Source organism: Ignavibacteria bacterium (assembly GCA_016873775.1).
Taxonomy (GTDB): domain Bacteria; phylum Bacteroidota; class Ignavibacteria; order UBA10030; family F1-140-MAGs086; genus JAGXRH01.
Window position 1 is genome coordinate 1 of record VGWC01000066.1, and the last position, 12,621, is coordinate 12,621.

Below are 12,621 nucleotides of genomic sequence, written 5' to 3' on the forward strand. Positions count from 1 at the left end.
CGAAGAAGGCGTTGCGCCGATTGTAAAACTTCTGAAAGAGTACAACGAAATTTCCGAAAAGTTTTCTGACCCCGATGCCGATTTCGATAAACTCCTGGAGAAGCAAGGAAAACTGCAAGAGCAAATCGAACATTTGAACGCGTGGGATATTGACAGCAAACTCGAACAAGCGATGGATGCGTTGCGTTGTCCCGATGGAGATACAAAAGTTTCTGTGCTTTCCGGCGGCGAGCGAAGACGTGTTGCGTTGTGCAGATTGATGCTGCAAGAACCCGATGTTCTTTTGTTAGACGAGCCAACAAATCATCTCGATGCGGAATCGGTTGCGTGGCTCGAAATGCATTTGGCGCAATACAAAGGCACGGTGCTCGCCGTTACACACGATAGATATTTTCTCGATAACGTTGCGGGATGGATTTTGGAATTGGACAGAGGCGAAGGAATTCCGTTTCAAGGAAATTATTCTTCGTGGCTCGAACAAAAATCTGCGCGATTGGCTGTGGAAGAAAAACAAGAATCGAAACGACAGCGTGTGCTTGCAAAAGAATTAGAATGGGTGCGAATGAATCCGAAAGGACGACACGCAAAAAGCAAAGCGAGAATTGCGGCGTACGAAAAAATGCTTTCCGAACAACTCAACGAGTCGAGTCTTCGACAGGAAAAGCGCGATGAGGAAATGGAAATTTATATTCCGCCGGGACCACGACTTGGCGAACTTGTGATTGAAGCAAACAATATTTCCAAAGCGTACGGCGATAATTTATTGTACGAGAATTTGAGTTTCTCACTTCCCGCTGGCGGAATTATCGGCATCATCGGTGCAAACGGCGCGGGAAAAACTACGCTCTTCCGAATGATTACGGGAAAAGAAAAACCTGATAGCGGAGCAATCACCATCGGCGAAACGGTGAAACTTGCGTACGTTGACCAAAGCCGTCCACTCGATGCGAATAAAAATATCTGGCAAGAAATTTCCGGCGGCGAAGATGTGTTGAAGTTGGGAAATCGTGAGGTGAATTCACGAGCGTACGTTGCGCGATTTAATTTCAGCGGAAGCGACCAGCAAAAACTCACGAGCCAACTTTCCGGCGGTGAGCGCAACAGAGTTCATCTTGCAAAAATGTTGAAGGAAAGCGCGAACGTTCTTCTTCTCGACGAACCGACGAACGATTTGGATGTGAACACGTTACGCGCGTTAGAAGAAGCGTTGACGAATTTTGCCGGTTGCGCCGTTGTTATTTCGCACGATAGATGGTTTCTGGATAGAATTGCCACGCACATTCTCGCGTTTGAAGGCGAAAGCAATGTTGTGTGGTTCGATGGAAATTATTCCGAGTACGAAGAGAACAGAAAAAAGCGGCTTGGCATTTCCGCCGACCAACCGCATCGGATTAAGTATAAGAAGTTGGGGAGGGGGTAGAAGGTAGCAGCTCTCTAACTAATTTTTTTATAGACGGTTGTTTTGCTCTTCAATCATTCAAGTGAAACCACTGTTCATCTGTTAATGATGTAAGATAATTCGTAATCTCTGCAAGTCATATATGTGCTTCTGGTGAAAGTTAATTTCCATTTTAATGTTTCGTCAATTCCTTAGTCTTTGGCTTGCATTTAATATTGTTACGCCAATAATTTCTTTCTTTTCGTAACGGAAAATAATTTCATCTTCCGTCATTACAGAGTCGTCGTCGCGGTTTGGAAATTAAAATGAAATTCCTATCTTTTCGCCGTTAAAAAATTCCATCTATGCTAACTTCGCTAGAAACCGAACTCTCACGCCGTCAATTTCTTTCCAATGCTGGAAAAGGAATTGGACTTGCCGCGTTTTCTGTTGCTTCTGTGTCTTCACTTCTCGAACAACTGTACGCGGCAACAAAATCCGTTGAACATCTTTCTCCTGAACAAACTGCGATGAATGAAGATTTCTGGTTCGAAATTCAACAAGCGTTTTCAGTTACACGCGGAATTACGAACTTAAACAACGGCGGCGTTTCTCCTTCGCCCAAAATTGTTACTGAAGCATTGATACGCTACATTTGGGAACAGGAAGATTGCACTGCGTACACAATGTGGCAAATTCTCGAACCACAGTGCGAAACAATTCGTACAGGACTTGCAGATGTGTTCGGATGCGACCGAGAAGAACTTGCCATTACGCGCAACGCATCGGAATCGCTCGAAATTTTATTGATGGGAATGGATTTGAAAAGCGGCGATGAAATTCTCTCAACAACGCAAGATTATCCGCGAATGTTGACAACGCTTCGACAAAGAGAGTTGAGAGAAAATATTTCTTTGAAACTGATTAAAGTTCCGATTGCACCGGAAAACCTTGACGACATTGAGCAAAAATTTATTGACGGCATTACACCAAAAACAAAAGTAATTTTGATTTCGCACGTAATCAATATTACTGGACAAATTCTTCCGGTAAAAAAAATCTGCGATTATGCGAAGTCCAAAGGCATAGAAGTCATTGTTGACGGAGCACATTCGTTTGCGCATTTTGATTTTAAACAGAAAGATTTGAACTGCGATTATTTCGGAACGAGTTTGCATAAATGGCTCTATGCGCCGAAAGGAACGGGACTTCTCTACGTGAAGAAAGAAAAGATTGAAAAAATCTGGGGACTTTTTGCAACGGAGAAAACACAAGCAAAAGATATTCGCAAGTTTGAAGAAATCGGAACACACTCTGCCGCGCCGAAACTTGCAATCGGTGAAGCATTATTATTTCACAACGGCATTGGCGCAAAACGAAAAGAGGAGCGTTTGCGTTACCTCTCGCGCTATTGGATGAATCGTTTGAAGGATTTATCGAATGTTCGTTTTCATACTTCGTTCGACGCAAATCAATCGTGTGGAATAGCAACCGTAGAAATTGTTGATGTAGATATTGCTGCATTGTATAGTTATTTAATAGGAACGCACAAAATTTACACAACAACAATTAACCACGAAGAATTTAAAGGAATTCGAATCACGCCGAATGTGTACACTACGCTGAAAGAACTCGATAGATTTTGTGACGTGATGGAAACTATTGCTAAAAATGGTTTGCCGAAAAATTAATGTGTTCATAAAAAAATTTAGCGAGTCACTTTTCTAAAAACGAAAATTCCTTATCTTCTCCCCAAAATTTAATATCGAGAGTTTAACGAAAGAATTCTATGGATGCAACTTGTCCCTTTTGCGGTGGAACGGGTTTTCGTGAATCGCACACACAGTACGTTTTTGAACATAAAGTCTATTCTCTCATTGTAGAAGATGTACCGTGCAATCAATGTGAGTATTGCGGCGAACGATATTTCACGAAGGATTCCGCCGAACTCATTCAAAAAGCATTTATGAATAAATACTTTATTGTAAAGGGGAGAAAAAAAAGATGATACGCTTTCAACAGCAATAAATTTCTACGTGGTTGTTCAATGTCTATCTCGTAATAACGCTGAAACGGTATATGATTTCCGGATAAGTTTCATTTCTATACTTCTTTTTTTGTGTTGACGACAAAAACACCTCTCCTTCGTTTATTACCGTTCCTCTTTTTCTTCGCATACGTTTTTTCCCCAACAACTACCGCATCACAACCTGTTCGCTGGAATATCAAAGTGCGTGGGAGCGGAACAACACTTGCACTTCATCCCAACAATTCATCAACAGCATACGTTGAAGGCGATTCTGGAAAATTTCTTATTACGCGCAATGGTGGAAATACGTGGAACATTGCCGGAAATTTTCCGGTGTCAAATGTACGGCAAATTGTAATTCATCCGCGAGATACTGCAACGATATTTTGTGCTTCAGCAACCGGAGGATTATTTCGAAGCACCGAAGAAGGAACGGAATGGATTGCCGTGATTACTAATTTTGGTATCGAAGGAGAAAGCATAGTTTTCGACCCGTTTCATCCCGATACAATGTATGCGGGAAATGTATTAGACGGAAAAGTATTCAAGAGTTTCGACAGAGGAATCCATTGGAATGAAATTGGCGACGCTGGAACAACAATAACATCATTGGCGATTCGTCCTGATAGCGTGAATGTCCTTTATGCGGGTACTGAAAACGGAACAATTTCCCAAAGTACCGATTTTGGAACAACGTGGATAAATATTTTATTGACAACTTCTTCTTCGGTTCCAAGTATTGTGATTAGTTCCGTTAATCCGCTCATTGTTTTTGCTGCTGCAACCGAACCGGTTTTTTCTGGTGTTTGGAAAACAACAAACGGAGGAATACATTGGTTTCAAACTCCCATTATTCCAAGCGGACATACTTCTGTAGGTTCATTAGCGGTTCGCAATGATAATCCCGATATTGCGTACGCTGGTACTTTCCATGAAAACAATGCTTCAGTGTATAAAACTTTCAATGGAGGAATAACATGGAATGCATTACAGAATGGAATTGAACCGTTAAGTAATATTACTTGTATCAAAGTTCATCCGATGGATTCTGCAAAAATATGGTGTTCAATGATAAATACTACCAGCGGCGTCTATCGTTTGGAACCGCCATCTTCTTGCATTCGCGGATTGGTGAAAGATTACAAGACAGGAGATGCTGTGAAGAACGGTTTTATTACGATTCTTTCCACACAAGATACAATTCAACTTGAAGAAACAGACGGTGCGTTTGAATTTTCATTGTATGATATAGACTCAACATTTACCACCTCCGTTCACGCAGAAGCATATCCATTTTATTTGTTCAACACCAGCGTAACATTTTTTCCTGATTCAATCGTACATCAAGATTTGCTGTTGAAAAAAATTCCGACAAGTTACATTACGGGAAGCGTACGGGATTCCAACGATAATATTTCACTTGTTTCCGATGTGCGACTTTTTTTGAAAACATCGCTGGGAAGTTATTCAATTTCAAGAACAACGGATGAAAACGGAACATTTTGGTTTGATAGTTTATATATCACGCATCCGCCGATTGTTGAATACCAAAAAATTGATGTTCATCCGCATCAATTGCCGTATCTCGATACAACGTTGCAACCACTTGTTCTTGATTCCACAGGAATGATACGCAATGCGTACGTAAGCAAGGCGGATGTGTTTCTCGTTGGCGCAGATAGCACCAATTATTTTTCCTATTATATAACGGCATTTCGCGATGTAGGATTGTCTTCATACCGATGGAACGTTTATCAGCGTGGACCTGCGCCGTTTGCACAGGGAAAATTGTTTCGGAAAAATATCGTCGTGCATTTTACTGGAAACAGTAACACATCATTTCTCGAAGAAGAACTTGTCGAATTGCAAACATATTTATCTCTTGGCGGTAATCTTTTTTTTACGGGACAAAATATCATTGAGAGTAATGACTCATCGGTGTTTTTTACGAATGTACTACCAACATCATTTATGGGAAACAATTCTTCAACCATCTGCAAAAGTATATTTCCTCACGAAATTTTCGGAACGATGCAATTTCCCACCGTAGGGTCCGGCGCAAATAATCAAACATCGCGCGATAATCTCGATACGAGTAATATTCGTGTGCGCGCTGTTCTTGGATATGGAAACGACGCATCGTTAGGAGTTGCGGGAATTCGCGCCGATAGTATCGGAAATGTAAAAAGCAAAGTAATGTTTTTCGGCTTCGGATTTGAAGCGATTGGTAATGCGCTTACAAGAAAGCAAATATTACAGCGCATTGTACAGTATTTTTTGGATACCGTTCACTCCGACGTTCGCGAAAATTTGTTGAATGTCCCGAACGGATTTTCTTTGGAACAAAATTTTCCCAATCCGTTCAATGCAAGCACGAAGGTGGAATTTCATGTCTTCAAAAAAGAATTTATTCGTTTGCGAATTGTTGATATACTCGGAAGAGAAATTGCTACATTGGTCAATGAACAGTTGCCTCCAGGAAAATATTCAGTTCGATGGGTTGCGGATAATGTTTCTGGCGGCGTGTATGTTCTTACGATGAATTCGGATTTTTTTTCTGTAACAAAGAAACTTCTTCTTCTCAAATAATGTGCGCGTATGCTCAACACCAACGACGAAGAACTCCTGTATTATCATCCTCAACATTATGACCAGCGATATCGTAATTTGGTAGAAGATATACCGTTCCTTGTTCGTCAGGTAGAAAAATCCGGAACGCCCGTTTTAGAATTAGGATGTGGAACAGGGAGGATTCTCTTTCCCCTTGCAGAAAAAAAATTTTCAGTAACAGGAATTGAAGTTTCTCATGCGATGTTGAAACGCGCGAAGCAAAAAGCAAAAGAGAAAAAACTTTCTGTTGAATTGATGCAAGGAGATTGCTGTAATTTTTCGCTTGGAAAAAAATTTCAAACAATTCTTCTTTCGTTTAATTTTATTGCGCACTTGCGGGATAATAACCGTTTCGCAGCGTGTTGTTCGTGTATTCAAAAACATCTTGCGCAAGGAGGAAAAGTAATTATTGATTATATCAATCCCGACGTATTGGCGCTTGCAATTGCAAACAGACGGATTGAAAATGTTGTTGAATATCCACATCCAGAAAAAAAAGGAATCGTCAAAGTATCCGTTTCGAACAACTATGATGCCGCAACGCAAATTAATCACATTTACTGGCATTATACGTTTGAAGGAGAAGAGGAAGAATGTATTGACGATGTGCAAATGAGAATTTATTTTCCTTTGGAACTTGATGCGTTTCTCCAGTTCAACGGATTTACCATTGAAGAAAAGTACGGCAACTACGACGAATCTCCCTTCATTTCATCATCGCCAAAACAATTGTTCGTTTGTTCGCTGGAAAGGAACAGGACATAATGTAAAATAATATTCTATACTGCTTGTTCGTGACGGGGAAAAAATATATTTTGTGCGTGAAAAATGAAACGGCTTATACAAAACTTTTTAAAGATAATCATTGTATCCTGTTATGTCATTCTAATGTATGCAGGTTATTGGGAAGCAATGAAAAATCTTCTCTTTAGCGGAGAAAAGCCGTATACGTTAACTTCAAAAAAACCCTATCATCCTTTTGAAAAACGTTATTACTCCGTGGAAATTAAACACGTTACTCAAAATCTACGGTTCGATTTCACTCCACAAGAAGTTTCAACTAACGCTCAACAGATTGTTTTATGTTATGTTGAATATTTACAGAACAATTATCAGGTACATTATTCTTCACGAACAACTCCTTCACATTTCACCCCCCGCGCTCCCCCTCTTTCCTAATTCTCTTTTTAAACACATCTGGAATTCACAGAAATAACTTTTTTACTCATTGTTCCGATGAATCATTAAGTTGATTTCTCTTTATTCATTCTATTTGGAGAATTATATGTCTAAAAATCAATTCAACATATCTCAAAACGAGCAACAAAACCAAGAATCATTTCCTGTGGTGCTGATAATTATTCTTCTCGGCGTATTAGGAATTGCGATCTCGCTCATAAATTTTACTTAAAATGAAATGGTAAAAAAAAAATACCGAAATTTCTAGTTGGAGACCAGCAACTTTTGAAATTGCCGTACTTCCTTTATTAACGTTGAACAAAGGGAGTCAACGTTCACTGTAATATCGTCTGCATTTTAATAAACGTTCATTATGATATCCGTTATTATCCCTGTTCTTAATGAAGAACGAACAATCAGCAAAGTAATTAACACAGTTAAAAACGCTCAGCAAGTTGATGAAATAATAGTGGTTGACAATAAATCTATTGACAATACCATTCAGAAAGCAAAAAATGTAAAATGAAAATGTTACACTTCATCCTCGCAGTTTATCCAGTAATACATTCAAAAGCAGAGTTTCTTTGTCAGAAAGATTCGAAAGAAATTTTTCAAGCGCAATTCGCTTTTTGTCAATTTGTTTTAACAACGCCAATCCTTTCTTGGAAATACCAACATTAACGGCGCGTCTGTCGTGATGACACGTGCAACGCACAACAAATTCTTTTTTCAGAAGTCTATCAACTAAGCGCGACGCATCGGACATTTTATCGAGCATGCGTTCTTTCAGAAAATTTATCGTTGCGGCTTTCGGATGTTGCCCTCGAAGGATGCGAAGGATGTTGTATTGTTGTTCCGAAATACTATACTCTTTTAAAAAGTCGCGTTGAAACGATGCGAGCCACGTTGTCGTAAAAATGAGGTTCACGGCAAGTTTTTCGCGTTCGCTGGCAAATGGTTTTGTTTGCAGGATTTCGTCTTCTAATTTCATATAAAAAATGAAACAGAGTTCGCTGAAAAAACGAACTCCGATATTTATAGATTATTTTTTTTCGCTTTCGGGTTTCTCTTTTACGATTTCAATGTTGGCGGTAAAGTTCACTATATCGCCGACAACCAAACCTCCCGTATCCAGTTTGTTGTTTGCGGACAAACCAAAATCAAAACGATTGATGTTTCCCGTAATTTTAAACCCCGCGTGTTCGCCTCCCCACGCAGTAACAATGCCGCCGAATCGAACATCCAGTTCAATGGATTTCGTAATGCCGTGAAGCGTTAAATCTCCTGAGAGGTTGAATTTTTTGTCGCCGACTTTTTTCATTGAAGTACTTTTGAATGTAATTTCAGGAAATTTTTGTGCGCCAAAAAAATCATCGGATTTCAAATGTTCATCTCGTTTTTCGTTGTTGGTATTGATGCTGTTCACATCAATCGAGAACTCGATTTCGCTGTTGACAAAATCGTCCGAAGGAGATGAAATGCGCGCATCGAATTTTCCGAAATTGCCTTCCACTTCGGATATGACCAAGTGGCTTACAGAAAAACGAACACTACTGTGTGTTTTATCGAGTTTCCAAACGATTGGGGCTGCCGAAAAAAGCATTGTTGGTGCGATGAGTAATGAGAAGAATACAAAGAGTGATTTCATAAGAGAATTTTATTATAGGTTGTTAACGTTATGAGTTTTAAAAAATTATTGCGGCAAAATATATGTTAAAACATTAAATGTTGCAACATATAAAAGAAATTTTTTTGTGGAACCTAAATTCTCTCCTATCTTTTACCGTAATTTTTGTTCCATCGTTTTACAAGACTTCTTCTGTATGAAATTCCCAATCCCCTGGCGAGTAAAATTAGAAAAAATTACGGAGGCGAAAATTGTGGATGTTCCGGTCAAATGGCAAAAGCAATACGGCTCCGGAAAGATGATAATTGCAAAACCTCTCGATGTGGATGCGCTCATTCGAAAAGTGCGAAAAGGTAAGTTGGTAACCGTGCAGTTATTGCGAAAAAAAATAGCAAACGATTATTCGAAAACACATAATGGTCTCGAAGTTGTAACGTGTCCGCTTACAACGGGAATTTTTGTTCGCATAATTTCTGAATGTGCGAACGAAGATTTACAACAAGGAAAGAAGAACGTAACACCGTATTGGCGCGTGGTAAAAGATGGTGGGAGTTTGTTTGAAAAACTTCCCGGTGGAATAATGTTGCAGACGGAAAAATTATCGTTGGAAGGATTTACGTTTGAACACAAAGGAAAAAAAATAAAAGTGCAGAACTTCGAATCGAAATTAGTAACCTTTTAAAATTGTTCACGCTTATGTTTATCACTCTTCTTGCTGTAAATTTTCTCCTTGCCTTTGCAATAAGTTTTCTCATTGTTCGGATATTTAAGAAACCGATAGATGCGATTTTACAACGATTAATTTCTGAGGAGATTTTTTCTGCTTGGAGCAAATACATCAAGTTTGCAATTTACGTTGTTGGCGTTTCGGGCGGGGTTCGCGTTTGGGATTTGGAAAAATATATTACGCCTCAAAATGAAAAAAGAGAAGTGGTGCAACTCATTCAAGAACGTTGGATTCTTGAAATTTATCGTACGATTATTGAAACGATGCAAAGTATTGCGTGGATGTTGCTTGTCTTTTTCATTTTCGCACTGCTTGCGTTTGTTGTTGTCAAAGGAATGGAATTGCGAAACAAACAGAAAGAGCAACAATAATTTGTAGAACAATCAAACATGAAAAAAATCTCTGATTTACTTTTCAGAATTGAAATCTTGTAACTTTTTTTGGAAAGTGGAGTAAGGTTTTCAACTGTTTTTTTTAAGATTTTTATGTGAAATAAAAGAATGCAAGAAAGTTTTTCGGCACGTTGTTTGCACTTATCCAAAAAGCAAAATACTTCTTTGAGCATAAAGTGAAAAAACAAATCAAAAAAATATTAGTGCCGACTGATTTTTCTGAACTTTCATTCGTTGCATTGCCTTACGCTGAAACGTTTGCAGAAATGTTTGATGCTGAAATTATTTTGTTACACGTGATAGATAGCGACCCTACGCTCGCATATCGCACCGTAGATTTAAAATCGGAAACTGTTTTACGGAATTTTGAAATCAACGCAGAGAAAGAGTTAATGCGGATGCGAAAAGAACGCATCGCAAGTACGTGTAACGTTACTGAAATAGTGCGTCGCGGAAATTCGCACAAAGAAATTGTAATGTACGCAAATGAGCATTCGATAGATTTAATCATTGTCGCAACACACGGACGAACAGGTCTTTCGCATATATTAATGGGAAGCGTAGTCGAAAAAGTCATTCGCCATTCCGTTGTTCCTGTGCTAACAGTAAAACCTTCGGAAACGCAAGAACCATTTATGGAAAATGAAAATTGGTAGACATTTTTTCGTTTCACAACGAATTCGAGTTTATTATTTTCCTCTCAAGGGAAATGGTAAAAACATAATTCACAATTCATAGTAACCTTAATTAAGGAAAAAAAATAATTATGAAAAAACTCTTGATGAACACAGTTATTTTCAGCATTCTTTTTGTTGCTTTTACAGGCAATTTCCGCGCGGAAGAAAAGAAAGTAGAAAATAAATTTGTGGGAGTAAAGCAATGCGGAATGTGTCACAAAACAGATAAGCAAGGAAAACAACTTGATATCTGGCAAAAGAGCAAGCACGCAGAAGCGTATAAAGTACTTACCACAGATGAAGCCAATAAAATTGCTAAGGAAAAAGGATTTGATAAACCAGCGGTAGAAGTACCAGAATGTTTATCATGTCATACTGCAGCAAACGGTGTGGATGCCAAACTCATTGATAAAACATTTGATGTGAAAGATGGCGTTCAATGCGAAGCGTGTCACGGCGCAGGTTCTGCTTATAAAAATCTTTCTGTAATGAAAGACAATGCAAAAGCAGTTGCAGCGGGAATGACGGAATATAAAGACAATGCTGCAATCGAGAAATATTGCAAAACTTGTCATAACGAAAAAAGCCCCACGAAGAAAGAATTTAAGTTCGCTGAAATGTGGGAAAAAATAAAGCATCCTGTTCCCAAGGCAGAAGAAAAGAAATAAAAAAAACGTGCTAAGTACTTAGCACGTTTTTTTTGAAATAATTTTCTGGCAAAAGAAGATATCTTCTCTTCTTTTATGAATGTAGCGGGGACAGAAACAAAAGGAAAATTACAACTTTATATCGCATTTTTACAATGAAATTAAAGTAAAAAGGAGACACTATCGCACAGCAATGGCAAATATTTTTACAAAAGCACTTGTACTTCAACAAAATAAAGTTTATATTCTAAGTAGAGACAGATAACAACTGTCTTCCTCTCGACAACCTCCGACAACAAGAAAAATAAGACAAAGAAAGACACCTTCGGTAAATAGCCGGAGGTGTCTCTACGTGGAACTCGTTAAGAGTTTTACACTACACTCCCCCGACAACTCTCGCAAAAAAAGACAACTGACAACTTCTGACAACAAGTAAAATTTAGACAAACAAATTTTATTCGTTTTCATTTGTATAAGTGAAAATGAAATTCACAATTTATTACGGAGGTTTTCCTAATGAAAATCAAACTATCGTTGGGTAGCAATACACTTAATGCCCAGCAGGCAACGCATTTTATGTGCGAATCAGTTGACCTTTCTGAACTCAAAGGTAAAATTACAGAATACAATTACAGTTTAATAACATGGAAAATTGACGAGCAATCGAAAGATGATATATTCAATCGCAAACGGCTCAGCAATAACTTTGAATCAGCATCGGGTATTGTTGTTGATATTGATGAAGGAATAACGGTTGAAGAGGCGAGAGTTCGTTTAAGAAATGAACGATTGAATCACGTCATCATCACGAGTAAATCGCATCAGAAAGTAAAAGGAGATTCACCAGCATGTGATAGATTTCATATACTGTTGTTCTTTGATACAGAGACGACAAGTGCAGAAAAATATAAAGCAGCGTATCAGAAGTTGCTTGGCATTTTCCCGGAGATGGATACGAGCGTAAAAGATTTAGCACGATTTATTTTTGCAAGTCCGACAGATGCAGAGTATTGGGAATACTTCGATGGAAAGTTTATTGCTGTTAATGAATTAGAAGAAATTTCTGACGAAGAACGTTCTGCAATTAGTTCACGAAATATCTTTGATTTTTCTCCTGAACAAATCGTAACACTTTCTTCTGGAGAGCAAGTAAAGATAATTGACATAGAAGGAAAACATCCGTGTCATTGCATACGACCGGAACATCCAGATAAACACCCTTCTGCATTTGTGCAATATGTTGCAGAGAAGGATAAACATATGTTTTATTGCAGCGCGTGTGGATGGACAGGATGGTGTTCGGTAACGCGATTTGAGTATATGCTTTCAATGAAGATGAGGGACTTTTATTTCTT

The 12,621-nt window shown here is 38.6% G+C and carries 14 protein-coding genes; 11 read left to right on the forward strand and 3 right to left on the reverse strand.

Going from position 1 to position 12,621, the window contains the following annotated elements:
* Positions 1–1,420 (forward strand): energy-dependent translational throttle protein EttA (ettA, locus tag FJ218_08825; protein ID MBM4167001.1); only part of this gene is annotated, 1,420 nt, incomplete at its 5' end.
* A 162-nt stretch (positions 1,421–1,582) separates the two neighbouring features.
* Here the strand turns inward: ettA and FJ218_08830 are convergent.
* Positions 1,583–1,672, reverse strand: a complete 90-nt coding sequence (locus FJ218_08830; protein MBM4167002.1) for a DUF2283 domain-containing protein — start codon at positions 1,670–1,672, stop codon at positions 1,583–1,585.
* Between the two features lie 71 nt (positions 1,673–1,743).
* Between FJ218_08830 and FJ218_08835 the strand changes: the two genes are divergently transcribed.
* From FJ218_08835 to FJ218_08855, 5 genes are all read left to right on the forward strand, one after another.
* Positions 1,744–3,069, forward strand: a complete 1,326-nt coding sequence (locus FJ218_08835) for an aminotransferase class V-fold PLP-dependent enzyme (GenBank protein ID MBM4167003.1) — start codon at positions 1,744–1,746, stop codon at positions 3,067–3,069.
* A 98-nt stretch (positions 3,070–3,167) separates the two neighbouring features.
* Positions 3,168–3,386, forward strand: a complete 219-nt coding sequence (locus FJ218_08840; GenBank protein MBM4167004.1) for a YgiT-type zinc finger protein — start codon at positions 3,168–3,170, stop codon at positions 3,384–3,386.
* Between the two features lie 111 nt (positions 3,387–3,497).
* Positions 3,498–5,996 (forward strand): hypothetical protein, encoded by a 2,499-nt coding sequence (locus tag FJ218_08845; protein ID MBM4167005.1) that lies wholly within the window; start codon positions 3,498–3,500, stop codon positions 5,994–5,996.
* A gap of 9 nt (positions 5,997–6,005) precedes the next feature.
* The gene (locus tag FJ218_08850) at positions 6,006–6,782 is read left to right on the forward strand and encodes a class I SAM-dependent methyltransferase (protein ID MBM4167006.1); all 777 of its coding nucleotides are present in this window, start codon (positions 6,006–6,008) and stop codon (positions 6,780–6,782) included.
* A gap of 787 nt (positions 6,783–7,569) precedes the next feature.
* A complete protein-coding gene (locus FJ218_08855) occupies positions 7,570–7,722 on the forward strand; it encodes a glycosyltransferase (GenBank protein MBM4167007.1) in 153 nt (50 codons plus the stop codon).
* A gap of 12 nt (positions 7,723–7,734) precedes the next feature.
* Here FJ218_08855 and FJ218_08860 read toward each other — a convergent pair whose 3' ends face one another.
* Together FJ218_08860 and FJ218_08865 are read right to left on the reverse strand one after the other, a co-directional pair.
* Positions 7,735–8,187: a MarR family transcriptional regulator gene (locus FJ218_08860; GenBank protein ID MBM4167008.1), complete on the reverse strand. Its 453-nt coding sequence runs from the start codon at positions 8,185–8,187 to the stop codon at positions 7,735–7,737.
* 51 nt (positions 8,188–8,238) lie between these two features.
* Positions 8,239–8,799, reverse strand: a complete 561-nt coding sequence (locus tag FJ218_08865) for a YceI family protein (protein MBM4167009.1) — start codon at positions 8,797–8,799, stop codon at positions 8,239–8,241.
* 220 nt (positions 8,800–9,019) lie between these two features.
* On the opposite strand from FJ218_08865, the gene FJ218_08870 reads away from it, so the two are divergent.
* From FJ218_08870 to FJ218_08890, 5 genes are all read left to right on the forward strand, one after another.
* Positions 9,020–9,505 carry a hypothetical protein gene (locus FJ218_08870; protein ID MBM4167010.1) on the forward strand — a complete coding sequence of 162 codons (486 nt, stop codon included), beginning with the start codon at positions 9,020–9,022 and terminating at the stop codon, positions 9,503–9,505.
* A 14-nt stretch (positions 9,506–9,519) separates the two neighbouring features.
* Positions 9,520–9,921: a hypothetical protein gene (locus tag FJ218_08875; protein MBM4167011.1), complete on the forward strand. Its 402-nt coding sequence runs from the start codon at positions 9,520–9,522 to the stop codon at positions 9,919–9,921.
* Positions 9,922–10,073: 152 nt separating this feature from the next.
* Positions 10,074–10,598 (forward strand): universal stress protein, encoded by a 525-nt coding sequence (locus FJ218_08880; GenBank protein ID MBM4167012.1) that lies wholly within the window; start codon positions 10,074–10,076, stop codon positions 10,596–10,598.
* 125 nt (positions 10,599–10,723) lie between these two features.
* Complete coding sequence (locus FJ218_08885; protein MBM4167013.1) at positions 10,724–11,287, forward strand: cytochrome C554; 564 nt, start codon at positions 10,724–10,726, stop codon at positions 11,285–11,287.
* A 495-nt stretch (positions 11,288–11,782) separates the two neighbouring features.
* On the forward strand, positions 11,783–12,621 hold an 839-nt coding region (locus FJ218_08890), incomplete at its 3' end, for a hypothetical protein (protein MBM4167014.1).

Excerpts from the sequence above, each read along its gene's own strand:
- FJ218_08830 (MBM4167002.1), bottom strand. The coding sequence starts at position 1,672 with ATGACGGAAGATGAAATTATTTTCCGTTACGAAAAGAAAGAAATTATT.
- FJ218_08835 (MBM4167003.1), top strand. The coding sequence starts at position 1,744 with ATGCTAACTTCGCTAGAAACCGAACTCTCACGCCGTCAATTTCTTTCC.
- FJ218_08840 (MBM4167004.1), top strand. The coding sequence starts at position 3,168 with ATGGATGCAACTTGTCCCTTTTGCGGTGGAACGGGTTTTCGTGAATCG.
- FJ218_08850 (MBM4167006.1), top strand. The coding sequence starts at position 6,006 with ATGCTCAACACCAACGACGAAGAACTCCTGTATTATCATCCTCAACAT.
- FJ218_08855 (MBM4167007.1), top strand. The coding sequence starts at position 7,570 with ATGATATCCGTTATTATCCCTGTTCTTAATGAAGAACGAACAATCAGC.
- FJ218_08860 (MBM4167008.1), bottom strand. The coding sequence starts at position 8,187 with ATGAAATTAGAAGACGAAATCCTGCAAACAAAACCATTTGCCAGCGAA.
- FJ218_08865 (MBM4167009.1), bottom strand. The coding sequence starts at position 8,799 with ATGCTTTTTTCGGCAGCCCCAATCGTTTGGAAACTCGATAAAACACAC.
- FJ218_08870 (MBM4167010.1), top strand. The coding sequence starts at position 9,020 with ATGAAATTCCCAATCCCCTGGCGAGTAAAATTAGAAAAAATTACGGAG.
- FJ218_08875 (MBM4167011.1), top strand. The coding sequence starts at position 9,520 with ATGTTTATCACTCTTCTTGCTGTAAATTTTCTCCTTGCCTTTGCAATA.
- FJ218_08885 (MBM4167013.1), top strand. The coding sequence starts at position 10,724 with ATGAACACAGTTATTTTCAGCATTCTTTTTGTTGCTTTTACAGGCAAT.